The sequence below is a fragment of the Pirellulales bacterium genome, from assembly GCA_033762255.1.
Lineage (GTDB): Bacteria > Planctomycetota > Planctomycetia > Pirellulales > JALHPA01 > JANRLT01.
In genome coordinates this window covers 1-24,358 of sequence record JANRLT010000015.1, presented here as the reverse complement: position 1 = coordinate 24,358, position 24,358 = coordinate 1, and the positions used below count along the sequence as shown (strand labels likewise).

The following is a 24,358-nucleotide window of genomic DNA, read 5'->3' as shown; positions in this document are numbered from 1 at the left end:
AAGGGTCGAGAATCGTGGGTCGCGGCAGTCAGAACGATTTATGATTGCGAATCAATTCGTAATTCTTAATTTGTAATTTGTAATTGAAGCAACTTCCATGATAGCCACGCAACCGATGATCGAGTTTCGTCATTTGCACCGCTCCTTTGGCAAGACCAAGGCGGTCAATGATATTTCGTTTTGCGTGCCCCGGGGCCAGGTCTTTGGCTATATCGGGCCAAATGGCGCGGGCAAAACCACCAGCATGCGGATCTTGGCCACGTTGGAACTGCCTAACTATGGCGATGCCTTTGTGGATGGATTTTCATCCATCAATGATCCCGACCGCGTCCGCGCGCGGCTGGGCTTTATGCCGGATAGCTTTGGCGTTTATCCAAACGTCAACGTCCGTGAATACCTGGACTTTTTTGCCCGCTCCTACGGCCTGCGGGGGACCGACCGCCGCCGCGCGCTCTCCCGCGTGATGCACTTTACCCAGCTTGATCAACTGGCCGATAAACCGATCACCGGCCTGAGCAAAGGGATGAAGCAGCGGCTTTGCCTGGGACGCACCATCATCCATGACCCGGCGGTGCTGATCATGGACGAACCCGCCGCGGGGCTGGACCCCCGGGCGCGGATCGAACTGCGGGAAATGATCCGCCAGCTTGCCGCCGATGGCAAAACAATCCTTATCAGCTCTCACATCCTCAGCGAATTGGGCGAAATGTGCGACCTGGTGGGAATTATCGAACAGGGACGCATCTTGTACGTCGGTCCGCCAGAGCGCCTGACCCATGAACAATCGGGGGACGACCGGCGGGTCTGGATTCGCCTGCGCGTGCTGGGTGATGGAGGGGCCGCCGCGGCGCGCGAATGGCTGCTGGCCACCGGCAAAATCGCCGAAGTGCAGCGCAGCGGCGAAACGCTTAGCTTTGCCCTGGAAGGGAACGAACTGGACGAGGCCGCCCTGCTGCGGCAACTCATCCTGGCGGATTTTCCCGTGGTGGCCTTTGGCGCGCAAAAGAAATCCCTCGAAGAAGTCTTTATCCAAGTCACCAAGGGGCTAGTCCAATGAGCGATCCCATTTCAATTTCCCCAGGCCCGGATGCCGTCGAGTCGGACTTAACATCCCGGGGCCGGGAGGGACTCGGTGGTATAGGGTCAGCTATTTCCCACCCGACAGCCACGATGGGTACCGCGGGAGGAGCCGCCGCGCTTGATATTCCCCTGGGCCTCGCGCCGCGCGGCTGGGCCAACGCGATCGACGATACGTTGGAAACCGCCGGGGAATGGTTTAACCCCATCTTGGTCAAGGAATGCCGCCAAGCGCTCAAAAGCCGGCAATTCCTCATTACCTTTTTGCTGATGTTGGGGGCCTGCTGGATCTGGTCGTTTTTTAGCGCAACGTGGATCCGTTCCGGCCAACAGCAGCAAACCCCCGGAGATTTTGTCTTTCAGGGATACAGCGCGATCCTTTCTTTTCCGTTGTTGATTATTGTGCCGTTTATGGCCTTTCGCTCGCTCGCGACCGAGACCGAGGACAAGACGTTTGAGCTACTCTCCGTCACCAACCTGACTCCTCGACAGATCGTGGGGGGTAAATTCGCCAGCGCGGTCGTGCAAATGCTGCTCTATTTTAGCGCGGTCGTCCCTTGTTTGACCTTTACCTACATGCTGCGGGGGATTGACTTTCCCACGATCGGTTTTGTATTGCTTTATTTGGTGTTGGCGTCGCTTTTATTCACCACCGCGGCGCTCATGCTGGCCACCGTGACCAAGGAACGCTTTTGGCAAACGCTGGTCATGGTGGGTCTGATCATTGGCCTGTTTTTGGCCTTTTATGGCTGCCAGCCCCTGATGTACGAGTTAATCCAAAGCCAAGTCTTTTCCCGCGGGTTAGAGACTCCCCTCTATTGGATTGTGCAGGTCGGATTAATCCTGGCAATCACCACCACCGGCTATCTGTTTTATCTAGCCGGGGCATCGCAAATCACTTTTCCCAGCGACAACCGGGCCACCGCGCTGCGGGTCTGGACAGTCATCCAGCACGCGCTATTCTTTGGCTGGGCCTGCGCGCTGCTGCAACTGATCATCAACGATAACTCCCCCGGCGAGGCCCAGTTGATCATGCGCCTGCTGTTTCTGGTTTCCGCCGCCTATTGGTACATCATGGGCGTATTCGCCACCGGCGAATCCGATTTGCTCTCCCCCCGGGTCAAGCGGGAACTACCCCGGTCAGAGCTTGCCAAAGTCTTTTTTAGCTGGCTGTACCCCGGTCCGGGACGGGGATATTTGTACGCGCTGGCCAACTATATCGCCGTGGCGGCGATGTTTGTGTTTTTGGAATATTATTGGTTTTCCAGTTTGCAGACTTCAAATTTAAATAACTATTATCAGTCCTGGAGACTAAATTTTAGCATGACCCGCGTCGCGCTCATGATCGGCGGATATCTTATGCTGTACCTCGGCCTGGGGGCGATCTTTCTGCGCTATGCCCAGCGATCGTATGTCGGCTCGTTTTTTTTGCGGATTTTGGTGCATGTGCTGATGATCCTGTGCGGGATCGGCTGGCCGATGATTTATCTGGTTTTTTTGGATCGCCCGGTGGTATCGGCGGATTCCTTGATCTATTGGACCAATCCGTTTTGGATGATTATTCTGGAGTATTCGAATTCGGCAAATCGAATTTACGACCGGGAGTCGCCGGTGGTCTTTGTCCTAGTGGCGGGAGGGGCCTGCCTGCTGGCTAATTTGCCCGGAATCATGGCCGAAATGCGGCAAGAACGGCTAATGGTCCCCACACGCGTCGCCCTCGACCAGGCCGAACAAGCGCGGGCCCAACTGCACCGCCCCGCCAGCCCCTGGGACTCGTCGGAGCCATAAATAGGCCATTGTTAAGGGTGGGGCGGCAAAATTTGGCAAATTCCCTAGGCGAAATTTTTCCGGTCGGTTTACAATAGTTGGCATAAACGTCCAAGCGCGGTTGAACTTTTTTTATTACCACTTTGCTACCAACCCCGGGGACCACCTCCATGCGCGGGCCACATCTGATGATTTGCCGATTTGCCCGGTTGTTTTGTCTGTCATGGGCCATCTGCGGGGCGATAGAGTTGTGGCAACACGCCCCGGGCGTGGTTCAAGCCGCGGAGCCAGCCCCCCCGGCGGGCGGTGCCGATAAAAAAGCCCCTAAAAAGGAAGCCACCGATCAGGAAGCCGACCAGGAAAAACCGCACCCCATCAAGCTGGCGGAAGCGGCCGACCACGTTGGCAAATTATGCGTGGTGGAATTTAAGGTGCTGTCGTCGAACTTAAAAAACGAAAAATCCCCCTGTTTTTTAAATTCCAAGGGAAACTACAAGGACAAGGACAACTTTCAGGTGGTGATTTTTCCCAAGGATCTGGAAAAGTTTAAAGAAGCCCAGATTGACGATCCCGCGCTGCATTTTGCGGGCAAGCTGATTCGCGTTACGGGCAAGATTGAAATGCACAAGGGAAAACCCGAAATCGAAATCCGCGATCCCGCACAAATTGAGATCGTGGAGGAAAAGCCGCGGGATGACGATGCCGCCACAGAGGAAACCGCGAAGCCCGGCAAAAAATAAGCCGACCCGTGTGGGCCGCGACATTCCGGCCAAAATTTTGGCGCGCCCGGCGGCGCATGCCCGACCCCAACCACGCGGCCGCTGTATGTGCTTTTTCCCGCCTGTTCTTTTCACCAGGGACGGTGACCATGTCCGGCAAACTCCGCCAGCAAATCGCCCACGAGGCCGCCCGTCTGATGTACGAGCGGGACGAATCCGAATATCTACGGGCCAAGCTCAAAGCCGCGCGGCGGCTCTGCGGGGCGGATGTCCGCCCGCGGGACCTGCCCAGCAACGCCGAGGTTCGCGGCCAGTTGCAGTCGCTCACGCGGATGCTGGAGGGAGAACAGAATTCGGGGGCGTTGCGGCGGATGCGGTTGGCGGCCCTGCGATTGATGCGTATCCTGGCGAATTTTCGCCCCCGATTGATCGGCAGCGTACTGTCCGGATCAATCCGCCAAGGATCGGATATTGACGTGCATCTGTTTGCCGACGCCCTGGAACCCGTCACCGCCGCACTGGCCGCCGCGGGGATCGCGTATTCTATCGAGCGCAAACGGGTCAAAAAGGAGGCGGGCGAACGAATCTTTACGCATCTGCATATTGTGGGCGAATATCCCTATGAACTGACCCTCTATCCGGCCAACCAGGCCAATACCGTGCTCAAAAGCTCTATCACGGGGCGACCGATCGAACGGGCCAGCATCGCCGAATTGACCCGCTTGCTGGCCGATGAATATCCCGACGCCTGCCTCGAGCAAGAGGTGTTAGAGGCGGAAGCCAAAATCGACCGGTTTCAAATATTTGAACTGCTGCTCGAACCGCTGGCCCGGGTCCCGCATTCCCCGCGGGGACAAACCGGCGACCCCCAGGCCGGGACAGCGCTCGAGCACGCGCTCGCGTTTTTTGAGGAAGTTCGCCGCGCCCGCCCGGCCGATACGGAACTGGCCCTGGTCGCGCTGGTGGCTGATGTGGGATTGGCCATTGATCTGGAAGACCCCGTCGCCGCCGGATTGGACGCGCTGGAGGGGATCATGAGTCCCCGCCAAGAGTGGTTGATCCGGCATTTGCCGCTGTTGCGGGGAGAACTTCGGGAGCCGCGGGAATTGTTATTAGCGCGCCAATTAGAAACCCATGACGCGTATGCGGACTTGCGGTTGTTGACTGAATGCGAACGGCGGGCCGGTCAACCCCGCCAGCCGCCGCGGCAACTACCCCTAGCGCTGCGGCAACTTCGCGAGCTGTATGAAGCGGCGTAAAAAAGTCCCGCCGGATTACCACTTTAGGTCCTGGCGCGGATTTTCCTCTGGAAGTTGGTCTATGGCGGCGCGCAGTTGCGGGGAAATTTCCTCAGGGAGTTGAATTTGGACCACGGCGTATAAATCGCCGGTGGTACCGTCCCCCTTGGCAATGCCCCGCCCCTTGGCCCTCAAGCGGCGGCCGCTATTTGTCCCGGGGGGAATCTTTAGCGCGATCACTCCTGCCGGTGTCGGCACATCCACCTTGGCACCGTGGAGCGCCTCGGCCAGGGTGATGGGCAGCTTGACCTCTAAATCCAGTTCGTCCCGGCTAAAATAGGGATGCCCCCCCAGCTTGGCGATCAGCAGCAGATCTCCCGCCGGACCGCCGTTGACGCCGGGGCCTCCCTTGCCCCGCAAGCGAATTTTGCCCCCCGCGGCGATTCCCGCTGGGATTTTTACGGCCAGGGTCTCGAGCGTGCCATCGGGCCGCTGGACCGGCACATCCAGGCTGCCCCCCAAAACCGCCGTGGTAAACGGGACCAGGATTTCACGCTGCACGTCGTCACCCGGTTGCGCCGCGCGACCGCGACGGGCGCGGGTCTTGGTCCCGCGAACGGGATCGGGCGTCGGCCCCCCGCCCATGCCAAATCCCCGCAATAAATCCCCTAGATCGATCCCCTCAAATCCCTCCGGCATGGTTCCCGACCATTCCCCGCCGTAAGGAGCTCCACCCCCCGGCCTGCCACCGGCACCGAGTTGCTCATAATCGGCTCCAAACTGGTCGTACAACTTTCGCTTCTCGGCGTCATTCAACGTTTCAAAAGCTTTTTGGATTTGCTGAAACTTTTGTTTGGCCTGCTTATCGTCGGGATTGAGGTCGGGATGGTGCTTGCGCGCCAGGCCGCGATACGCCTTGAGGATTTCCGCGCTGGTCGCCGTGCGGGGCACGCCCAGTAAACTATAGTAATCTTCGGCCATGCCAAGAATTCCGCCCCGGGGCGGAGAGTTGGGATTAGTTTGCTGACTGCCGTTTTTTACGGAAGATTTTCCGCCACGCGGCGGTGAATATATAATTTTAGCAAATCCTGCGTGTGCCACAATCGGGCTGCGGAAAGGCCCTTATGCCGAGCGGGGCCGCAAAAAATAAACCGCCACCAAGAGGACCGCCAGCACGGGAAAGACCTTTGGCCACAGAATCAGGCTCAACCCCGCCCCCATGCCCAACCCCACCATCCAAGGATTGAGCCGCCGCAGGTCTGGCCACGCCAGCCATAAGATTCCCACCAAAACTCCCATCCGCACCAGCGAATAAGCAGCATGTTCGGTATGGCCCCCACCCCAGGGGTTCCAGGCCAGCACCCCCGCCGCCAACAATAGCCCCGCCGCCAACCAGCCCAGGCTTTGTTGTCGAGATAACATAAAAGGCATGGCGTCCGGGCAATACCACCGGTAAGTTTCAATCGTGGAACTGGTTTACCAAGGGTAAAAAAAGAACGGGCGTCGAGACGGCAATTTACCCCCGAATAATGGAATCCTGGATGCCGGTTGAATGGCGTCCCTGGAAAAAATTACAATCGATCCAAACAATCTTGCCAGCGAATCACCTCCAGTAGTTCGCGTTCCGTCAGGGGACGCCCGACTTCCCCTTGATTGAGCACGCTGACGGGATAATTCATGTCACGCAGTTTTTTTACCAGTTCCTGATATTTTTCGCCGGTCTTTCCCAATCCCGGCCCCGCCAATACCATGGCAAGGCGATAATTAGGGTCATTTTCGGGAATTTTGATGCCGTTGGGCAGCAGGGAGTTGATCAACACCACACCCCGCACCAGTGCGCGATGCTGCGCCGCCAAGAGTGCCGCCATGGCTCCCCCGCCATCCTGGCCGATGGCGGTGATCCGCGGGCGGTCGATATTATATTTGGCCATGATGTCGTCCGCTGCCTTGCGAATGAACTCCAACTCGCTTTTTTGCCAGCGTGTCACATCAGCGCTTTTGGGAGCAACCAATATCAGGTCATATTTGGAGCAGAGATCCTTCCATTGGGCGGCTAATTCCTCGTTTTTATAAGCGCCAGCGGGATGCAGCCAGATCACCAAACCGTGCGGCACGTTGGCTTGATAACTTTCTGGAACGTAGGCGACACATTCATTGGCGATTTCGGGCAGTTTAAAGGTGATCAAGCCGGTGCGGGGGGGATCTCCGGCGGGGGGCGTCGCTGGCTGGCGCGCGGGGGGTAAATCCAGCGGAACGGTTTCGGGCAGTTTGTCCAGGGTGCAGGCGATGGTATGCTCTCCCCCGGCGCGACGCACGCGCAGTGTGACTTTGTCCGCGACTGTCAGGGAATTTAAATAATCCGCCAAGGCCGCGCGTTCCTCAATGGGCTTTTCATCCGCGTAAATGACCACGTCCCCCGGTTGCACGCCTCCTTTGGCGGCGGGGGAATCGGGATACACGGACCGCACCACCAAGCCACCTTCGTTGGAGCTTGCCGGTTTGTTTTCATTGTCCGCCGCGTCCTCTTTTTCCTTTACATTTTCCTGATCAGCGGCCCGTAACGGCAAGATCCCCAAAAAGGGGTGTTGGTATTTGGCCAATTTGGCGATCAGCTTAATCTGCCGCTCCAGAGTCTCCTTTTTTCCACGCTTCACCGTGACGGTGACGGTATCCCCGGCAAAAAACGGCCCCAGGGCATGCTTTAACTCGGCCTGGCGGGTGATCGGCTTTTCATTGATCATTACCACGGTGTCCCCCGCCTTAAATCCCGCCGCATACGCGGGAGTGTTGGGCTGCACCGCGGAGATCACCGCGGGAGTGCCATACAGGTCTCCCCCCTTGAGGCTGATACCCATTAGCCCCGGATACAGGTCTTCCCCTTTTTTCAGTCGCGGCAGGACGCGCTCGAGGGAAGCCAGCGGAACGGCAAAACCAATCCCGGAATCGTACAATTCGACACCGGCGTCATCCGCCCCGGGGGTCAAGCTAAGCGGTGTAAGTATGCCCAACACCCTGCCGCGCAGATCAATCAGCGGACCGCCGTAATTGTTGGGGGAGATTTTGGCATCGGTCTGGATGGCGCGGCCCCAAATACGATTTACCGCGCTTACCACGCCAACAGAGAGGTTTGGCTTATCGCCGTCAAAGGCCCGCCCCACGGCGATCGCCGTTTGTCCCACGGCAATCTCCGCCGCCGGAGCGGCCGAGGGAAGCGGCAACTGGCGATCGGTTTCGATCTTTAGCAAAACGACGTTATGTCCATGATCCGTGGCGACCAACTGCGCGGGATAACGGGTATTATCAGGCAGATACACCAGGATTTGCGCGGGCTTTTGGGCAAAGTTGAACGCGCTGGAAAGAATGTGCCCTTCGGCGCTGACCACCAGACCCGTCGTAGGCCCCGACCCGATCAAGGTGTCACCCACTTTTTCAAATCCGCCGAGTGTCTCGATGCGCACCAGCAGGGGAGCCACGCTTTCAGCGGCGGCCTGGATGGCGGCTTCGTACGGATCGACGCCGGGGGGCGATTCTTGGGAACGGCCGACAGCGGGGCCAACCAACAGCGCGGCGGCAAGTAACAACCAAGTTCGCCAATTCCCAAACACGCAAAACATACGATCAGCCGTTGGTAAAATTTTGTAGGGTGAAAAGCACAACAACCCCGATCAATCGCAACCCTAGGGGTTGGCCGCGGCGGCAGGTTCGGCGGTCACTTGCAACGTGACTTCCAATAATTCCTGAACCTGCATCCGTTCACGCATGATGATGACCTTAACCGGGGTTTCCAGTTCGATCCGCTCGAGCAAGCGATTGAGCGCCTGGCATGACTGCACCAATTGTTCATCCACAAACAAGATCAGATCATCAGCCATCAGACCCGCCCGCGCCGCGGGTGAACCGGATTGCACCTCGTCAATAAACGGCGGCGTGCGTTCCAAGACATTCGGGACCAGCACAATCCCCAAAGCCTTTAGCGTGAGCGGGTTGGGCAATTTGCGGTTGGGCCGGTCATTACCCACGGGGGGCGCTTTGCCGGATTTGATTCGTTCGATCGCCTCGGTTAGCGCGGAAATCGGGACCGCGTAGTTTAGCCAGATGTTATTGCGGGCGTTGCGCAGTTCTTTGCCCAGCATGCCCAGCAGTTCGCCCCGCAAGTTAACGAGCGCTCCCCCCGCGGCTCCGGGATTGTTGGTCATGGCGTCCAGTACATAGACCGGACCGTTATACAAGGTGTCATAGCCGCCGCGGCGGGCTTCTAAATTTGTGGAGGAGGAAACCACGCCCCGCTGCACGCTGACCGGTTCGTCGCCAGTGGCCACGCCGTACAAATTGCTAAACGCCAGCACCCGCGTCCCGGGAACGGCCGTGGCCACCTGGGTCAAATCATAAAAAGGTAGTTCTTTGTCGGGGGCTTCGATTTTTAGCACCGCGACTTCCAATTTGGGATCGGCCCCCAACAACTTGGCTTCAAACTTGCGCCCGTCGTCCAGGGTGGCCGTGATATAGTCCGCATCCAAAACATAACTGTACGCCGTCAAGATATGCCCCGCCGGCGAAATTAAAAAACCAGACTGGTAGGATTCTAACCCGCGAAACCCACCCGCCCCGTATAACTTGACTTGCTTGGCCTGCGCGTCGCGAATAATCTGGGGCAAATTTGTCCCCCCCGGGCAATCCAGCGCTGACCCCGCCCAAAGCGCGGCCAAAATCAAAACCGCCAGGTGTCGCCCGGCAAGGCAAAAATAAAGTCGGGAGGACATGGATAATGTTAATGAATAAAGGGAACTCAAGTTGGAAACGTGCCTTACGGGCCATCACGCGTGATATCCGGGAAAGCGGCTATTTGCCCGGTTCCGTGGGGGGAGTTTTTTCGCTGGGAGCAGAATCGCCAAAGGGGTCGGCGGCGGGCTTTTCGGGGGTGGAATCGGCCGGAGTAGTTTTTTCCTCTGTGGTCGCGGGTTCCGCTGAATCAGCGGCGGGAGGATCTTTCATGGTGGCGGCGTTTTCCGCTGCCGCACCGGCAGTGGCGGGCGCGGCCGCGGCTTTTTCATCAGGTTTTTTGAGTGCGGATTCCGCCACGACTTTTGTCAGGGGAAACACGCCAAACGTCCGGTCGCCGTACTGCACAGTCAACTGCCGCGGCCACTGGCGTCCTTCGATTTCTTGATAACCATCAAAGTACACCTCGCAGGGATCGTTGGCTTCATCGGTGAATAACTCGAGGGCGGTCAGCAAATGGCTTTGCGGATCAAAGTAAAAGCGGATATCCACCTCGTCGGTGGTGCCGACCAGCACATCGCATAGGTCCGGTCGATTGGCCAAGGGCAACTGGCCCAGGTAAACCAACTTGCCAAATTTAGCCGGTCCCCCCACGACGTATTTTTTCCACAGGTGCAGCGCGGCCAACAGTCCGCCGCTGCCGGGGGGATTCAGCGCCTCGGCCAAACCACCCGTCACATCGATTTCGGTATCTCCGACCGGCAGCGTCGCCTTGGCCGATTGCGGGCCGAGTTCGAATTCAAACGGGGCGCGGGGTCCAACCTCGCCGGATAGCTTCCAGGTGCCGGATAAATCCTTAAAGTCCCCCAGTTGATTCAATTGCCGCCACAGGCGGTCTTGTTCCAGCTTGTTAAAAAAATAGTTGGCATAACCGGTGCGTGCCTCAAACTGCTTTTTTAGCTCCGCCGGGGGACCATCTTCTTTTTCCTTGCCAAACAATTTTTCCAGGGGCAAACCGGGGATCGCCGGTTTTTTCTCTGGCGGGGGTCCATCCGGCCTTTTGCCGGGAGGCTTTTCTTCCCCTTCGCCGGCCATGATCGCCGCCAATTCGTCCTCGCGATGGACGCCGCGCAGGCGAACTAAAATGCTAAATTCCTCATTTTCGCGGCGAAAAGTGAGCGGCACCCTCCAATCCCGGGGAATGGTCCCCAGGATGTTTTTAAAACCGTTGACGGTTTTCACGGGCTTGCCCGCGAACGATAAAACTTCGTCATCGGGGCGTAATCCCCGCCGAAACGCGTCCGATTCCTCCAGTATATTTGTTACCACCACTTTGCCGGTGTCGGACGTGCTGAGTTGAGCCCCCATGGTCGCATGGTCTAAAATTCTCCCGCTACGCAATGCCCCCAGGAATTTTTTGATTTGATTGATGGAAATCGCGTAACCCACGCCCACATTTACGCGTCCGCGTTTTTCAAAAGAGCCGCGCCCGTTGATGCCAATGAGCCGTCCGGCGGCGTCAAAGAGGGGCCCGCCGGAGTTGCCGGGATTGATCGCGGCATCGGTCTGTAGGCAGTCGGCATACTCCAAGAGCGTCCCCGCCGGATACTGATAGCGATGCGTCCCCGAGATCACGCCATAGGAAATGGTCGGCGTAAAATCGGTCGCAAACAAAAACGGATTTCCCATGGCAAAGCACCAGTCCCCCACCTGCACCTGGTCGCTGTCGGCCATTTCCGCCACGGGAAAATCCTCCCGCCCATGCAGCTTAATCAGCGCGACATCCCCCACGGGATCAATTCCCACGATGACCGCGTCATATAACTTGCCATCGGGGAGTCCGCATTTCATGAAGTTGCCACAGGGTTTGGCCACGTGAAAGTTGGTCAGGGCGTAGCCGTCGGGCGTTATGACCACGCCAGAGCCACCCCCTTCGCCCCCTTTGGCAAAGACGGCCACCACGCTGGGCTGCGCCTTATTCACGGCGGCGATGCGCGCGGCTTCTAGCTGGGCGACGGCGGGATCGAGTTCGGCGGCGGGAGAATGTGTCGGAGCAAACCATCCCCCACCCCAAATGAACCCGGCCAACAATAACCCGCTTGTGACCGCGATTTTTCGGCGCGTCATCCCGGATATAAGAATCTTTGTCATAGCCAGCTTTCAAAAGGAAGGGAAATGATCGCGGGGGTAAAAGCAGCCTCACGAATTGGGACATCCACCGCGGCGGCGGATATCGGCGGGGAAAATCAAGTGTTACTTTATCAAACGCGCGTCGACAAAATTCAGTTTATCCCCCAGGTCCAACGCCAGTGGAGCCCCTTCGCCATAATCGGCGATTAATGTCAACTTGCGCACATTGGCAATACTGACATCCACACCTAGCGGCTTATCCGCGCCACGGACCACTTGCCGGAGCAGTTCTTTGCCATCGGCCAAAATGACGAATAATACTTCCCCCTCATCCCCCACTTCATCATCCAGGCCAACCAGTCCCTGCAGGCGTTTGTATCCGGGGGGAAGTTTGTAGATCAATTCGGTTTTGGTGGACAAACCGATTCCCTTGGCATACTCCTGCCCCTCTAATAAAAATTTTTCGCCAAAATGCCCTCGATCAAATCGCGGGGCAAAATATAACGCCAAATTGGGCACATCCGCCTTATACAAGAGAGGATTAGGAGTGACGGCGATGCTCTCGTGGGTTAATTCACTAAGATACTGCTGTTTGCCGCCGCTAAAGTCCCACTTGCGCACGGTGTCCCGCGGCACCCCCACCGTGATGCCCGCTAAAGTTGTTACTTGAAATTTTGCGGGGGTGAGTGTCAATCTGGCCACGGCATATTCCGCACCCATGGAGTCGATTAATAAACCGAAGGGCGCGTCGAATTCCCGGGGATTTTTAGCAACATAGATCAGATTGGCTATTTTATTGCGATTCACGGGAATGTTGTCGCCATCCAGTTTAAAATTGACCGCGTCCCGGGTTACGTCCCCCAGAACGCCTTCGAGATAATCCACACTGGCTTTCTTTTTCACGCCAATTTGATCCCCCGCGGCCTCCGCCTGCTTGGCGCGCAAATCGGGGTTAAATTCTTCGCTAAACTGAACCGTGGCCAATTCGGCGAGGGGAATCTCCAATTTTTCCCCATTCAGTAACTCAACTTGCGCGAATTGGCCTTTGGTCTCAAAGGTGAGTGCGGCCAAACGCGTGCGGTCCAATAACTCCACCCAGACCGCGGGCTTTGTAAGGGAGGGAGCGGGAGCGACCAGGGGTGTAAGCGTCTTGAGCTGATTGGCGCGAATGGAAACCGTGGAACCCGCGGGAGTGGTCAGCTCCAAGGCCGTGGGGGAAAAGCTGCCTATTTTACCCTGGATGTTCTGGCCATCCATGGTGGCAACGGTCCAATCCCCATCGCTAGCCGCCAATAAAACGCCTGATAAGATGGCCCAAAATACTTGCATGGATAATTCCCGCGGGAAATTTACATTAAAAACTGGCAACTGCCGCGCCGGTAGCATTCAATGCCCCCGGGGAGGCTGCCTTGGCCGGGATACCGCCTAATACAATCGGTCCCTGCCTGGCAAGTCACCTACCGGCAAGTTCACCGGAACCACCGAGTATTGGCATCCCGCCCAGCCTGGGTGCCTCATTGTGTCCATTATAGGCAAAATCGCCTTGCAGTGCGAAAATCCGGAGCGGGATTATTCGGCCTCCGCCAGGCGGCGAAAGTATTCCTCGACAATTTCGCGGTAATGCGAAGGAAAATCCTTCCCCATTTGCTGAAGGGCTTCTTCCCGTTCCTTGGCTGGCAACGTTCCCCAGCCCGATTTGCTGCCGATATTTTTACGGGCGTTATCGCCGTTCCCCTTGCCACGCGCGATCTGGCTCTCGCTGGCGGGGCCGCTGGATTGTATGCCATTTGGCGGGCCCGATCCCTGTCCCTGCCCTTGACCCTGGCCCTGGCCTTGTCCCTGACCTTGGCCGTTTTTCTCTTTCTCTAATTCTTCGATGAGTTTATCCAAGGCGGCAATCACTTTTCGCTCTTCCCCCTGGACCTTTTTGCCGGATCGGCCAAAATCGAGCCGCCGCTGAATATCGCTCATCCGCCGCGACACGTGGTCTAATGAATCCTCCTTGAGACCCTGCAAATCCAGTTGCATACTCAAGCCCAGGTAGCGATAGCGCTTAGGCAGTTCCTCGGCCCGCTGAAAAAGTTTGGCAATGGTCTGCAGGCCTTCGTTTTTGAAAAGCAGGGTGTGATAGTTCACACTTTGAAAAAACAACAACGAGATCGGATCCAGCACCTCGGTCGGTTGCAGTTTTTCCAACATGAGCAGCGATTCCTCGTAATAGCGCTCTTGGGTCAACCAACGGCCAAAATAGACCCGCAGGTTGCGGGAGACAAATGGATGCGTGGCGCTATCGTTGAGCCAGTCAAAGTTCCAGGAGAGTCGCTCAGACCGGTGTTGACGGCAAAAATCCGCTAAGGCCGCCACCCGGGGATCCACCACGGCCAGGCTGCCGGCCAAACGGTCAAGCATCTCTCCAGGCTGCAAGGCCCCCGATTCCGTCTCGGGCCACAGGGTCAATACTTGATCTCGCTGCTGCGCGGTCGCTTGGATTTGGTCCAGATATTCCATTAACTGCCGCCGCGCCGTGGCCGCCGTGGGGATTGACCAAGAGGCCTGACTGGTGAATTCATTCGCGCCAAAATTGGATTGAATTAGCGGGGGGGACTCGGCGGGGGGTGTGGGAACCGCGCCAGGCGCAGGCGTTTCCGCGGGCGTGGTTGGTGTCGGCGTAGCTGGGGTCGTCGCGGGCACTGCCGGATCAGAGGCGGGCACTGCCGGATCTGACGCGGGTGCGGGGGCATCCTGGGCAAATAAAGAACCTGCGACGATGAACAACGCCACGCCCCAACAAGCCACCAAGGCCGTCCCCTTTTGGACTGCCGTTTTACGGTCTGCCATCACACTTGCTGCCTGGCAGACCCACAGGCCCTGTTGTCGCAATAATTTCAGTTTCATGAGTAATCCGCCTCGCCAAGGAAAATATGTCGTCTCATCCAAAAAAGCAAAACCAGGCCGGGTTATTCGGTGCGTCCAACCACAATATCGCGGGTAACCTTGTGCAAACGCTCTTCGCGCTCTCCCAATCCCTGTATCGCTTCGACCAATTCGGGTTTTTCCGCTTGTTCGACATCAGGGCCTTGCAGCAATTTGCCATAACGCTGGGTGCGCAGCAAAATGCGTTCTTGCATGGAGCGAATCATTTTTAGTTCGGCGATTTTATCAACCAGGGGCTGGTCATCCGGTTGTCCGCCCCCGCCTCCCCCGCCGCCACCTTTTCCCGCCTGCAATTCTTTTTGGGCTTTTTGCAGGGCGGCGATCATTTCCTCAAGGGCGCGAATAATGTCTTCTTCCAGTCCCTGGGTGACCACGCCCACATTCGTTCGTTCGAGTCGGTTGGCGACTCCCCCCATGTCTTCGCGCATGAGTTCCGCGGCCTCGGCAAAGGCGACGCCGGAGCCTTCTTCCTTGAGCACCATGAGCGCTTTATCGCATTCGTCCATGATGACTTTTTCACGCTTGCTAAGTTTGACCGCTTCCACTTCAAAGTCGCGGCCCCGCTCCTCGTCCGGGCGGTTGTCCATCCCCTTGGTTGCCATGTAGACTTGAATTTGCAGTTGCAGCATCTTGCGAAAGCGGGCCTCCAATTGGGCCAACACCCGCTCCAATTCTTCTTCTCGCAACTGGCGTAAAATCTCTTCCAATTCTTGCTTGGCAGCCTGAAGTTCTTGGAGGGCTTTCTTTTGCGCATCGAGGGCTTGGGTACGCTTGGCGTTTTCCAGCTTGATTTTGGCCTCGCGCATCCGTTCTTCGGCGGCTTTTAACCGCTTACGGGCGGGTACGTCTTCCGAGCCGGCGGGAGGGGGTTCGGCGTTTTCGCCCTCTTCACCCGATTGATCCCCGCGGCGGGTGATGGAATCCCCGGACTTGCTATCCCCGGATTTGCTGTCACCCGATTGGCTATTGCCTGATTCGCCCCCTTCGCTTTCGGTATTTCCCGATTCGCTATCCCCTGATTCGCTATTTCCTGACTTACTGTCGCCGGATTTGGACTCGCCCGATTTAGAGTCGCCGGATTTGCTATTGCCGGACTTGCTCTTTCCCGATTCAGACTTGCCAGATTCGCTTTTACCAGACTCGCTTTTGCCGGACTCGGATTTGCCACTTTCGCTATCCCCGGACTTACTATCTCCGGATTTGCTATCCCCGGACTTGCTGTCCCCTGATTTTGAGTCGCCGGATTTACTGTCGCCCGATTCGGATTTGCCCGATTCGGATTTGCCCGATTCGCTGTTTCCATTTTCACTGTTTCCTTTTTCACTATCACCAGATTTACTGTCGCCATTTTTACTGTCACCGGATTTGGAATCACCCGATTTAGAGTCACCGGATTTACTGTCGCCCGATTCGTTTTTGCCAGATTCGCTGTTTCCTTTTTCACTGTTTCCCTTTTCACTATCACCGGATTTACTGTCGCCATTTTTACTGTCGCCGGATTTGGAATCGCCCGATTTAGAGTCACCGGATTTTGCATCGCCCGATTTACTGTCACCATTCTTGCGATCCCCGGATTTATTATCGCCGGACTCGTTTTTGCCGTTGGCGTTTTTGCCATTTTGGTTGTTGCCGGAATCTTGCTCGCCCGATTGGTTCTTGCCGTTTTTGCCCTCGGTTTTGGCAATGTCGTCCGCCAGTTGACCCGTCTTGTCCGCGGTGTTGTTCTGCTGGGTGGCCAGTTCACGCGGGTCCACCCCCCCTTCATTCTGGGCGATTTTGCCTTCTTGGTCCTTAATCAGCCGCTGCAGCCGGGCAATGTATTCCTTGAGCCGGGCTTTTTCGTCATCGATCTCCTTTTGTTGGTCCCCGCTTTGCAGCAGTTCCAGCAATTTTTGCAGGTCTTTTTGCAATTGGCCCTGCCCCTTGCCCGCGTTGGCAAACTCCCCTTCCTGCAGCAAGGCCGCGATTTCGTCAAATTTGAGCGCAATCCCCGTTTGCTTGCTGGTGGAAAACGCCTGTCGCAAGATCTCCGCCTTTTTAGGGTCTTGTTTGGCATAAGACTGCGCTAAGCGGGAAATCAGCTTTTCGATATCTTGAAATTCGTTCCCCAGGCGTTCCTGCGTTTGCGGCAGCGAACCCTTGATCACGGGGGTGGTCGACTCTTCCCCCTCTTGTTGGGCTAGGGCCAGTTTAACCAGACCAATCCCCAAGAGCAGACTTAAAAAAACATTCCAAATGAGGCGTGGGGAGGAGTGCATAGAGGACCCAGAAGCTAGCAAAAGTGGACTTTGAAAGGGGTAAGAGCGTCGGATCGCCTAGTTCCTAGGCAGCTAGCCATCATAAGCCCGGAAAAGGGGGGGAAATCCCAAATTCCAGGTTAACCAACACTTTTCATGCCAAATTATACCGCGCAAACACAATTTTCATCAATTTAACATATTTGACCAAAAGCTGGCTAGCAAATTCTGGTTAATACTTAGTACCCCAAGGGGTAAAAAAGTTCCAATTATACCGAAAAAGTGAGGCCTTCCAGGGCAACGCCACCCCCCTGCCCCTGTGCCCCCCCTATACCCGCCGCTAGCATCGGCGGCTTTGTGTCATTGCCATCCTCCCTGGCCCTCCGCGCCCTGCCTAGGTTCCTTCCAAAAGTTGCCGCTTTTGCTCCTGGCGAGTTTTATCATTGAGTTGATTTTGTTCCTCAATCAGCTTACGCAGCTTTGCCAACAGGGCGTTATAATCCTCGAGTTCCAGCATCTTATCCAGGACTCCCCGCATTTCGGAAAGAATCTTGTCGGCCAGTTCGACACATTCGGCTTGCCGCCGCGGACCCGCCACCGGGTCGTTGATAACCGCCTTAAACTGTTCCAAGAGTTCCTTCAGGGATTCCCGCTGGCTGTTGACCGGCTGGGCCGTGGTTGCGGGGGGAACGATTTTTTCAGCAATATTGATTAACGGTTGGGCGATTTCCTGCCGTAAACGCTGATCGATTTGCTCATTGCCGATGCGGTTGTTTTCGAATTCGGCCAAGATGTCCAAAAACGCGTTCGCCACGGTGAGTGTTTCAAAGGAGCTGCGTTCCAGTTTTTCCAGAGAGCGGTTGGTCAGTTCCTGCCGTTCCAGGCTGAGAATTTCCAGTTGTTCCGCCGGTGTCGGTGCGGTGCCCGTACCCGCGGCGTTCTCCGTGCCGGGGGCTCCTTCGGTCATGCCGCGTTCCAACTCGTCCAGGTCCGTCTCGGTCGATTTTTGCCGAATGGTGAACTGCATCGCGTACAAGTCATCGCGCGTAATGTTGAATTCCTCGATGATCCGCTCGAAACGCTGCCTTAAGGCGACTTCCCGCGCCTCGAGCATGGCGGCCAAGGTCTCTGGCGAGACCACCTCCAGGGTATAACGTTCTCCCGCCCCCAAAAATGGCCCCTTTTCCAAGGTCGAATTATCCAGAGCCTTGGTTAATACAACCAACTTTTGGCCCACTTTGACCGTGAGCGGGGTGGCGGTAGGGGCATCGGCCCCTGGTCCGGCGGCGGCCGGGTTTTGATCGGGCTGTGCGGCGGATTCCGGCGCAGCTGGTGTAGGCACAGCCGGTGCAGGCGCCGCCGCGGCATTTTTCTTTGCCGCTTCGGCCGCTTGCCGCAACCGCTCTAGGTCCAGCCCCAGGTATTGCGCTTCGTCGGTGTATTCCTTGTACCGGTCGGGAACGGTCTGCGGATTCCAATCCACGGTTTTGACACTTTCCGAACCGCGCGGAGGGGGCAAAATCAATTCCCGTTGATGCAAGTCGGCCGATTGTTCGATTTGATATTCCACCCAGACGCGCGATATTCCGTAATCATCATTGAGTGTCCCGACCAGGGGAAGCCGGGCCTGCGGCGTGATGGCGTTGCCGATACCCGTCAGGCGCAGTCCCACCTGGGGAGGCTCATCCGGCAACACGCTAAGCATCAACCGCGCCGGATCACGGCTGGTGATGCCATCAGTGTCGGTCAGGGAAAAGGTAATGGTCTGGTCGGCCAGCACCGGCCCCAACACAACCTCAAACTGCGTGGGATCGATCAACCGATAGCCCAGCGATTCAGTAGCGGCGTCTTCCCCCTGGATGCGCTGGACACGCAGCGATGCCAGGGGCTTATTTGTACGGGCGCGAATGACGGCGTTTGTCGCCAGGCGAATTTGCTGGGCGTCGGTCACCTTGACCGTTGCTGGCGACAGGCCCATATAGCCGGGAAACGTCTGCTGGATGGCTTTTTCGACGACAGCCGGGTTATCCACCACTTTGATCTGGTAACCGCTGAGACGGGCGTCCCCGCCGCTAATGTCAAACGCGACGGATTGCTTTAGGTCCGCCATTTTGAATGTAAATAAGCGCGGCTCCCCCGGGGCGGTAACGCGGGCCGCTTCCATGGGTTGGGATTCCCGCAGACCGTCTTCGTATTGATAGCGGATCAGGACTTTTTCCGGCACGACCTTGGCTGGATCGGCCTGCACCACGATGGTGTACTCCCCCCCGCGGCCGACCTTTTCGACCTTATCGGCAAAACCGGTGATCGACAGCGCCGTCTTGCGCGGCCAAAGTTCCGGGGATAATAACAAGCACCGCCGCACCCAAACCTGAAACGGCTCCGCCGCATTAAGGGCAAATACCAGCATCCCGCCCCCCAAGAGCGCCGCCAATAAAAACTTTTGCGTCAGGGCCGTACGATCAAACAGGCGGTCGATTGACACTTCCCGCACCTGGTCAAGCGCCATCCCGCGCGTCGCGGCCAGCATGTCGGGATGGAACTGCCCGGCATGGACGGGCTGGGCGTCCAGCTCGACCGTGGTGATCAGACTGTCCCGAAAGTTTCCATAACGCCGTTCCAGCAGCACCGCCAGATTGTTAGTGGTGACCGGCACTCGCAGACGCCGCAGCCAATAACGCTCGATAAAAAAACAGACCCCCGCCCCCACCACCCCCAACATGAGGCCCCGCACCCAGGGAGGAGGCTCAAAGGTCCAATCAATCCCCAGGGTGACCCAAAAAGCGGCAAACAAGAGCGCTAAGATGGCCAACGCCCCTTCCAGCCAAATATGCCGTCTCAATCGCGCGCGGACGCTCGAGAGCAATTCGGAAAGTTGCGAAAATGCGCGGTCGTGTGCGGAAGCGGTGGCCATGCGTCTGGAAGTAAAAATCTGCAATGAAAGTTTAAGGTATCAGCGGGTAAATTACGCATCGAAAGTAGGAATCAAGCCAGACGGCAAACTCGGCGGATAATCCATTCCAGGCAAAGCGCCGTCACAATGCCGATCATGAGCCACTTGAGCCATTCCCGCTCAAAGTCCTGGTCCACGCCGTATTCGCGTTTCTCCCGCGTTTGGTCGGTCAGCAGCGACGCCAGCGGTGGCACGCCACGCTCGGTATTGCCCAGTAAGTCAGCCAACCCGACATAGTATTTTCCCCCCGTCAAATCGGCGATGGTCTTGCCCACGGCATCGTTTCGTTGGGGATTATCCACCTCTAACTGCGGGGCGGTAATCTGAATCCGTTTGGTTAATATTTCGTCGGTGTCGGGAATGGGAAGTTGCAGTTGATACGTCCCCACGGTCAGCGGGTTAAAAAATCCGCTAAACAACCCCGGCCGGTCGGGGGTCGCTTTTAAGAGGACGGTCTTTGAAGTTAAATCCGGCAAGAGCACGCGGGCCTCGACACTGGCGGCCTCTAATGGTTCGTACCGGCTGTTCTGCAGGGTGGCCCGCAAGGGGATCTGGCTTCCCTGGACATAACGCTCTCTGTCGAGCAGCAACGCCCCCTGGCGCGACCCGCGCAACAACCGCCCCTGCGAGACATGCCGCATCAGCTTTGTATAGAACTGCTCGACATAACCATCCCCCAACCGTCGCAGCCGCCACATTTCACCGCTTCCCAGATAAAACACCCGGCCCGACCCCCAAAACTGTTCCGCCATGTAGACCGGCTTGCCGCTGGTGCTGGAGGCGTCGGGATTGGAAAAATACCCATACACCAGCGCGCCCGGCTTTGGCCCGCGAACCTGGTAAAAACCATACACGCCAGTAAAGTCCTGCCAGTTTTGTTCGCTCTCTTCGGCCGTGGAACCTAGCCACAAAAAGTCGGCCAAGCGTCCTTCCGGGGTAAACTCGATCGGCCAAGCGGTTTCGTTTTCGAATTTGGAGTTGTTGATCGCGCTCAGTCGACTGTCAAATTCGACCGGGTAGAGCGAACGAATTGTTTTAAGCTGTTTGCGAGTGCGCTCGTCCGTCTGTAACCATTCGTCCATAAATACCGGCCCGGCAATCAGCACCAAGCCCCCCGAATCCTTGGCCACCCAATCATCCAACAGCTTAATTTGTTCCTCGGTCAATTCCTGCCAATTGGGATCAAAAGCCACGATCACATCGTATTGGGCGAGTTCCTCGCGCGTTTGCGGAAAGTAGTCCAAAATTTTTCCCGTGTCCTGGGATATCCCCTCTTCCGCGCTTTGCAGGCAGATGTGGACCTCCGAGAATTTGTCCCGATGCAACTGATTGCGCAAAAACTGGTATTCGCGCATCGGTCCGCCTGCAAATAGCAGCACCCGATTGGAACGGGCCACGATCTCTAGGTCACCCTGGGCCTGGTTGTCCGCCTTGTTGGCGTCCTTGGCAAGGTCGCTCCCCTTGAGCACCAAAGTAAAAGTCAATTTGCCGGGATCGGGCAATCCCGGCAATTCATGTTCGAACGGTTCCTCGGTCCCTTCGCGCAAATTCAGCGTTTGACTTGTGACCAGCGTCCCAGGATCGGCGGATTCCTTGCCATCGGCGGCGGCGGGCTTCATATAGAGGTCCGCGGTCACCGTGCAACTGCCCTGTTGGGCGTCCGTACCAGCGCCGCGTCGGGGCAGTCCCCGTGCGGTTAACAGCGCCCCGATTTTGAACTTATCCCGCGGATAGGCCCGCGGCGGCACGCGAAAGTCCGCGATGCTGATATTGACCGGGACTTCCGCGGAACCCACGCCCACGGTATGCACAGGCAATTTGGCGGCGGCGGCGTCCTTGGCCGCGATATCCGGAGCAAGGCCCGAGTTATGGGCAAAATCGCCAATCAAGAGCAAAGCGGACAGCGTGGGCTGCTTTCCTTGGTCGGCGATGAATTCGCGTAACATCTGCCCATAGCGCGATTCCGTCCCCTTATTTGCCGTCAATTCTTCCCAGCGGATGTCCTGGGGGCGCAGGGTGTATTCGCCATTGTTCAATCCGGAAATACCGCCAGTCCCGGCCGTACCGCCGGGTTCTGGACCCGTGGTGGCGGTTGATGGGGGAGCATTATTTCCGGTGGCGGCGGGAGTATTTAACTTAGGCAGCCGGGCGATGGCCCGCCGTTCGTTATCAAAGCGGTACAGCAGCACCTCGTGCTGTTTGCGCAACTCATCCAACCAGGGGCTGGTTTTTAAAAACTCGATCACCGCCTCTAACCGTCCCGGGCCGCTGGTCCCTCCCCCCGGCGACATATCGGCGCGATCCATGCTAACGCTGCTGTCGATGGCGACCAACACCTGCGAATGTTCCACCGCGACCCGCGGGTCGCGCTTTTCCAGATGTAAAAAATGCAACAGCAATCCCGTAAACGCAACCAATCGCAAGAACATCAGCGCCACGCCCACGCCGGGGTGGAGTTCGGCGCTGTCGCGGCGATACATATAAATGACAAATCCAATGACCGCGGCGCAGACGACAGCCAACAGGGCGTAATGCCAGTTTTCGGTAAAGGTCTGCAGCCGGGCAAATTCGTAGCGGGGGGGAAGTGTTTGCCCCAATAGCAATGGAAAACCGAGAATGCCTGACAAATTTGCCATCCCTTCCATTGATAGTGAGATTGCCTGCGTCATGGCGCACCCCCCGTTCGCGAGGGCAAGTGATAACTGGCCGAATAAGCCAAAATCTGTTCGCCAACCAGCAGCGCAATCAAAAGGTACAAAACCCAAATGCTGATATTGTTTTTATCGCGGTCGCCGCTGGCCGCGGCGCTGGCGTCCCGACTGACAAACACAAATTTGGCGTCGGGCATTCTCTCGGTCAGGGTCTGGCCGCTTACCGTGGCCAGGTCTCCCTCGCGCGGGTCGATATTGTAGGGATAACGGAGCGTGAATTTTTTGCCATCGGGGCGGGTAAATCCCAAGAAATACAATCCCGCAAGGTTGGTGTCGGTGTATTGGAGCCGCCAGGGATTTTTGGCTTTGTCGATTTTCACCTTGGAAGTGGCCAGCACGCCGCTGTAGGGCGTTTCGATCTCGACATCCTCCAGCAGATTTTCCACAGGCGGGCTTTCCCAGAGGATGGGCGAGCCGACCAAACGAATGGGATCGGTCTGTTTCCAGACGGATAAAAACCGCTGGCTTTGCTGAATGGTGGTGGGAAAACTAGGATTGCCGCGCCCCCAGTTATTCCAAATGGTGGCTGGATCGTCATTTTTCATGGCGGGACTGGCCGCGCTGAGAAACGTCAAAATTCGCCCATCGCCAAACCGGCTCTCCAGGATCAACGGCGCGCCATTCCGCAACTTGGCGATAATTTTGGCCGTGCTCTTGGCCGAGGGGGCCCAACCTTTTTCCACGGCCAAATAACGCTGAACCAGCACCGCCTGCAAAAACGCCGTAGTCACGTCCCCCCCCCGCCCGGCCGAGGCGTCCTGCACATTGTCAAAAAAGATTTCGTGGGGCGTAAAAATCAAATCCGGTCGATCGTCTTTTTTGGGCGGTAGAATCGTGGTATCGACCAGCGGAACCGGAAAGATCCCCGCCCCCTTATTGTACAACCGCTGGGTGTAATACTGCGGATCAACCTCGTCCCCCATAAAAAACGCCACCCCGCCCCCCGCGCGGGCGTAGTCCTCGAGCGCCTTAAGCTCGGATTCTTCCAGACGGCGGACATTAGCCACGAAGATCGCGTGAAAGTCCGTCAGTTTTACCTTGGGATCGCGCAAAATGCGGGGATCGGCGGTGGTGGTTTGCAATCCCGCCGCTTTTTGATCCAGGGCCATTTGCAAATAATGCGTGTCCACGGCGGTCTTATTAGTGGAATCGACCTTGGCCCCTTCGATTAACAGGATGCGGGCGGCCGCTTCGATCTCGAGCGTGGTTTGCCGCTGATTGTCCGGAGGCAAGGTGTCCTCGGTCGGTTTGGGGTTTTCCACTTTGGCTAGGATCGTGTGTTGTCCCGCCTTGAGCTTGCCGATTTCAAACTTTTTAAAGGCGGTTTCTCCTGGTTTGATTGATTCAAATTGCTCGACAAACCCGGGCTTTTTATCATCGACAATAATCGCTACCGGAACGTTTTTGACTTGTTCGGTCCCCAGATTTGCCAACGCCAGTTCCACGCCTATGGGGACATTTTCGGCCCTTGCTCCCGGCAAGACCCGCAAGCTGACCAAGCTCAGGTTGGGACGCCGCTGGTCCACCACGGTGATAAAGTTAGGCTCAACGCCGGATGTATTAAGAGATTTAATCGCTTGTTCCAGGGCCGCGGTTTCGGTCCAGTCCTTGGCCCGAAAATCCGACACGACGTGCACCACATAATTGCGATCTGATTCTTGGACCATGCTGTGCACGGCTTCGAGCACGGGTTGCGGCCCGGTGGCCAGGTCCGTGGGAGCCAGGGGGTCCAGGGTGGTGGCGAATTTGTCGGCCAGTTTGCCGTCCAGCCGCGCTTCCAGGTCGGGCCGCCGGGCCTGCCCTTTGAGGGCGCATTGCGAAAACCGCAGCACGGTCGCCTCTTGGTCTTGGCCGCGACGATCCTCCCGCAGCA

At 57.1% G+C, this 24,358-nt stretch carries 15 protein-coding genes; 4 read left to right on the top strand and 11 right to left on the bottom strand.

The annotated features are described in order from the left end of the window. The first annotated feature begins 97 nt into the window (after positions 1-97). The 4 genes from SFX18_04360 to SFX18_04345 all read left to right on the top strand — a co-directional run bounded on the left by SFX18_04360 (position 98) and on the right by SFX18_04345 (position 4,822). A complete protein-coding gene (locus SFX18_04360; GenBank protein MDX1962360.1) occupies positions 98-1,057 on the top strand; it encodes an ABC transporter ATP-binding protein in 960 nt (319 codons plus the stop codon). Next, positions 1,054-2,865 carry an ABC-2 transporter permease gene (locus SFX18_04355; GenBank protein MDX1962359.1) on the top strand — a complete coding sequence of 604 codons (1,812 nt, stop codon included), beginning with the start codon at positions 1,054-1,056 and terminating at the stop codon, positions 2,863-2,865. The genes SFX18_04360 and SFX18_04355 overlap by 4 nt, the downstream gene beginning before the upstream one ends. A 149-nt stretch (positions 2,866-3,014) precedes the next feature. After that, positions 3,015-3,584 (top strand): hypothetical protein, encoded by a 570-nt coding sequence (locus SFX18_04350; protein ID MDX1962358.1) that lies wholly within the window; start codon positions 3,015-3,017, stop codon positions 3,582-3,584. A gap of 56 nt (positions 3,585-3,640) precedes the next feature. Further along, positions 3,641-4,822, top strand: coding sequence for a tRNA adenylyltransferase (locus SFX18_04345; GenBank protein MDX1962357.1), 1,182 nt, complete (start codon positions 3,641-3,643; stop codon positions 4,820-4,822). Between the two features lie 15 nt (positions 4,823-4,837). Here SFX18_04345 and SFX18_04340 read toward each other — a convergent pair whose 3' ends face one another. The 11 genes from SFX18_04340 to SFX18_04290 form a co-directional block, all read right to left on the bottom strand. Next, positions 4,838-5,782: a DnaJ C-terminal domain-containing protein gene (locus SFX18_04340; protein ID MDX1962356.1), complete on the bottom strand. Its 945-nt coding sequence runs from the start codon at positions 5,780-5,782 to the stop codon at positions 4,838-4,840. Positions 5,783-5,923: 141 nt separating this feature from the next. Further along, complete coding sequence (locus SFX18_04335; GenBank protein ID MDX1962355.1) at positions 5,924-6,223, bottom strand: hypothetical protein; 300 nt, start codon at positions 6,221-6,223, stop codon at positions 5,924-5,926. 149 nt (positions 6,224-6,372) lie between these two features. Beyond that, positions 6,373-8,415, bottom strand: coding sequence for a PDZ domain-containing protein (locus SFX18_04330; GenBank protein ID MDX1962354.1), 2,043 nt, complete (start codon positions 8,413-8,415; stop codon positions 6,373-6,375). Between the two features lie 63 nt (positions 8,416-8,478). Beyond that, entirely contained in the window at positions 8,479-9,561 is a 1,083-nt protein-coding gene (locus tag SFX18_04325; protein MDX1962353.1) for a trypsin-like peptidase domain-containing protein, read from the bottom strand. A 79-nt stretch (positions 9,562-9,640) separates the two neighbouring features. Then, positions 9,641-11,671 carry a trypsin-like peptidase domain-containing protein gene (locus SFX18_04320; GenBank protein ID MDX1962352.1) on the bottom strand — a complete coding sequence of 677 codons (2,031 nt, stop codon included), beginning with the start codon at positions 11,669-11,671 and terminating at the stop codon, positions 9,641-9,643. A gap of 102 nt (positions 11,672-11,773) precedes the next feature. Then, complete coding sequence (locus tag SFX18_04315) at positions 11,774-12,979, bottom strand: NPCBM/NEW2 domain-containing protein (protein ID MDX1962351.1); 1,206 nt, start codon at positions 12,977-12,979, stop codon at positions 11,774-11,776. Between the two features lie 240 nt (positions 12,980-13,219). Further along, positions 13,220-14,545 carry a hypothetical protein gene (locus SFX18_04310; GenBank protein MDX1962350.1) on the bottom strand — a complete coding sequence of 442 codons (1,326 nt, stop codon included), beginning with the start codon at positions 14,543-14,545 and terminating at the stop codon, positions 13,220-13,222. Between the two features lie 62 nt (positions 14,546-14,607). Next, positions 14,608-16,842: a hypothetical protein gene (locus SFX18_04305; GenBank protein ID MDX1962349.1), complete on the bottom strand. Its 2,235-nt coding sequence runs from the start codon at positions 16,840-16,842 to the stop codon at positions 14,608-14,610. Between the two features lie 373 nt (positions 16,843-17,215). Continuing rightward, positions 17,216-19,735, bottom strand: a complete 2,520-nt coding sequence (locus SFX18_04300; GenBank protein ID MDX1962348.1) for a hypothetical protein — start codon at positions 19,733-19,735, stop codon at positions 17,216-17,218. Positions 19,736-19,806: 71 nt separating this feature from the next. Beyond that, complete coding sequence (locus SFX18_04295) at positions 19,807-22,443, bottom strand: hypothetical protein (protein ID MDX1962347.1); 2,637 nt, start codon at positions 22,441-22,443, stop codon at positions 19,807-19,809. Beyond that, the coding region (locus tag SFX18_04290; GenBank protein MDX1962346.1) for a hypothetical protein at positions 22,440-24,358 on the bottom strand (1,919 nt) is incomplete at its 5' end. The genes SFX18_04290 and SFX18_04295, both read right to left, overlap by 4 nt.

Bases quoted from the DNA above. Each gene is read 5' to 3' on its own strand.
- SFX18_04360 (MDX1962360.1), top strand. From the start codon at position 98: ATGATAGCCACGCAACCGATGATCGAGTTTCGTCATTTGCACCGCTCC.
- SFX18_04355 (MDX1962359.1), top strand. From the start codon at position 1,054: ATGAGCGATCCCATTTCAATTTCCCCAGGCCCGGATGCCGTCGAGTCG.
- SFX18_04350 (MDX1962358.1), top strand. From the start codon at position 3,015: ATGCGCGGGCCACATCTGATGATTTGCCGATTTGCCCGGTTGTTTTGT.
- SFX18_04345 (MDX1962357.1), top strand. From the start codon at position 3,641: ATGCCCGACCCCAACCACGCGGCCGCTGTATGTGCTTTTTCCCGCCTG.
- SFX18_04340 (MDX1962356.1), bottom strand. From the start codon at position 5,782: ATGGCCGAAGATTACTATAGTTTACTGGGCGTGCCCCGCACGGCGACC.
- SFX18_04335 (MDX1962355.1), bottom strand. From the start codon at position 6,223: ATGTTATCTCGACAACAAAGCCTGGGCTGGTTGGCGGCGGGGCTATTG.
- SFX18_04330 (MDX1962354.1), bottom strand. From the start codon at position 8,415: ATGTTTTGCGTGTTTGGGAATTGGCGAACTTGGTTGTTACTTGCCGCC.
- SFX18_04325 (MDX1962353.1), bottom strand. From the start codon at position 9,561: ATGTCCTCCCGACTTTATTTTTGCCTTGCCGGGCGACACCTGGCGGTT.
- SFX18_04320 (MDX1962352.1), bottom strand. From the start codon at position 11,671: ATGACAAAGATTCTTATATCCGGGATGACGCGCCGAAAAATCGCGGTC.
- SFX18_04315 (MDX1962351.1), bottom strand. From the start codon at position 12,979: ATGCAAGTATTTTGGGCCATCTTATCAGGCGTTTTATTGGCGGCTAGC.
- SFX18_04310 (MDX1962350.1), bottom strand. From the start codon at position 14,545: ATGAAACTGAAATTATTGCGACAACAGGGCCTGTGGGTCTGCCAGGCA.
- SFX18_04305 (MDX1962349.1), bottom strand. From the start codon at position 16,842: ATGCACTCCTCCCCACGCCTCATTTGGAATGTTTTTTTAAGTCTGCTC.
- SFX18_04300 (MDX1962348.1), bottom strand. From the start codon at position 19,735: ATGGCCACCGCTTCCGCACACGACCGCGCATTTTCGCAACTTTCCGAA.
- SFX18_04295 (MDX1962347.1), bottom strand. From the start codon at position 22,443: ATGACGCAGGCAATCTCACTATCAATGGAAGGGATGGCAAATTTGTCA.